Source organism: Promicromonospora kroppenstedtii DSM 19349 (genome assembly GCF_000515355.1).
In the GTDB taxonomy this organism is placed as follows: Bacteria; Actinomycetota; Actinomycetes; order Actinomycetales; family Cellulomonadaceae; genus Promicromonospora; species Promicromonospora kroppenstedtii.
This window is the reverse complement of record NZ_KI911757.1, coordinates 5222-7197: the sequence shown is the minus strand read 5'-3', so window position 1 is coordinate 7197 and position 1976 is coordinate 5222. Positions and strand designations below refer to the sequence as shown.

At 74.4% G+C, this 1976-nt stretch carries 2 protein-coding genes and 1 pseudogene; all 3 read right to left on the bottom strand.

Annotation, left to right across the window (positions count from 1 at the left end; translation table 11 throughout):
* Nucleotides 1–277, bottom strand: a pseudogene (locus PROKR_RS36345) (ABC transporter permease); the annotation flags it as partial.
* Between the two features lie 4 nt (nt 278–281).
* A complete protein-coding gene (locus PROKR_RS26625) occupies nt 282–1322 on the bottom strand; it encodes an iron-siderophore ABC transporter substrate-binding protein (RefSeq protein ID WP_051433400.1) in 1041 nt (346 codons plus the stop codon).
* Nucleotides 1323–1440: 118 nt separating this feature from the next.
* Nucleotides 1441–1976, bottom strand: a 536-nt coding sequence (locus tag PROKR_RS26620; RefSeq protein WP_036969856.1) for an ABC transporter ATP-binding protein, incomplete at its 5' end; no start/stop codon positions are given.

The window sequence follows — 1976 nt, the reverse complement described above, 5'->3', positions numbered from 1 at the left end:
CCCCGCCGCCCCCGCCCGCCGCGAGGCGCGGCAGGCGTGAGCCGACGAGGATGTCGCGGACCGCCGACGAGTCGCCGTCGTCCTGCCCGGTGAGCAGGCGCAGCAGGTCGCCCGTCCCCACGCCGGACGTGCCCTGCGTCAGGTGCCAGGCACCGACGACGAGCACGGCCAGCGCGAGCCCGACCAGCGCCGCGCCGCCCGTCACCCAGGTGACGGGGCGCGACGCGGGGGCCTGGGGCAGGGTGTCCGTCGTGGACGGCGACTGCGTGGCGGTCATGGCGTCAGCTCGTGAAGACGTCGACGTAGGCGTCGACGATCTTCTCGGAGGAGCGGGGGCCGCCGAACGTCCAGGTGTGCTCGGGGAACGCGTGCGCGCGGTCCTCGGCGACGGCGGGCAGGCCCGCCCAGACGTCGTTCTTGGTCAGCTCGGCGGTCCAGTCGTCCTCGCCCTCCTTGGTGCCGGTCCACAGCAGGGTGGCGTCGCCGACGTCGGTCATGCCCTCGATGTCGGACTGCCCCAGGCCGTAGGCGGGGTCGACCTCGCCGGTCCAGGCGTTGGTCAGGCCGAGCTCCTCGCCGAGCTCGCCGACGAGCGAGCCCTGGCCGAACGGGCGGATGGACACGTTGCCGCCGTCGACCCAGCCGTCGAAGTACACGAAGTCGGTGCTCTCGGGGGCGGCCTCGGCGACCTGCGCCTTGGCGTCGGCCAGGTGCGCCTCGAACTCGTCGGTGACGACCTCGGCGCGCTCGGTGCGGCCGGTGGCCTGCGCGATGATGTCGAAGGTGTCGAGCATGGTGCCGATCGGGTCGGCGGCGTCGGCGCCCTTGGTGGCCAGCACCGGCACGTCGTACGCCTCGAGCTTGGCGATGATCTCGTCGTCGGGCGTGTACGCCTCGATGATCACGAGGTCGGGATCGGTCGCGTACAGGGCGTCGAGGTTGGGCTCGCCGCGGGTGCCGACGTCGGCCACGCCCTCGGGCAGCTCCTCGGCGTCGTTCCAGGTGGCGTAGCCCGCAGCGTCGGCGACTGCCACCGGGTTCACGCACAGGCTGAGCACGTCCTCGGTCTGCTGCCACTCCAGGACGGCGACCCGCTCGGCGGGCTTGTCGAGCTCGACCGTGCGGTCGAACGAGTCGGTCACCGTGACGGGCTCGGTCGACGTCGTGACGTCGGCGCAGTCGCCCGAGGCGGCCTCGGTCGGACCCTGGGTCGCGGCGGCGCCGGGGTCGGTGGTGCCGCAGGCGCTGAGCAGCAGCGGCAGGGCCAGTGCGGCCGCCGCCAGGGGCGCCTTCTCGCGCAGGGTCAGGGTGCGCAGGGACATGTGACTCCTCGATTCATGACACGTCGTGTCGGGCAGTGCCGGGTGCGGCGGGTGGTGCGGGCGCCGTCGGCGTCCTGCGGGTCTGGGGGTCTGTGGGTGCTGCTCAGCCAGGAGGCCCTCAGCGGGTCCGGCCGTGATGGCGGCCGCGCGGGTGCACGCGCACCCGGCCGGTGCCGGGGTCGGTGCTCACGTCGATCGGCAGGCCGTAGGCGAGCGAGAGGTGCTCGCCGGTCAGCACCTGCGCGGGCGGCCCGGCCGCGAGCACGCGGCCCTGGTGCAGCAGGACGACGGCGTCGGCCACCGAGGCGGCGTGGTCCAGGTCGTGGAGCACGATGCCGACCGCGGTGCCGTGCTCCTCGGCGAGGTCGCGCACCAGGTCGAGCGTCTCGACCTGGTAGCGCAGGTCGAGGTGGTTGGTGGGCTCGTCCAGCAGCACCACGCCGGTCTCCTGGGCCAGGCAGGTGGCCAGCCAGACGCGCTGCACCTCGCCGCCGGAGAGCTGGTCGACGCCGCGGCGGGCCATGGCGGCCACCCCGGTGATGTCCATCGCGCGATCGATCGCGGCGTGGTCGGCGTCGGTCAGCGGCGCGAAGCGGCGGCGGTGCGGGTGCCGGCCGAAGGCGACGACGTCGCGCACCTCCAGGCCGGCCGGGT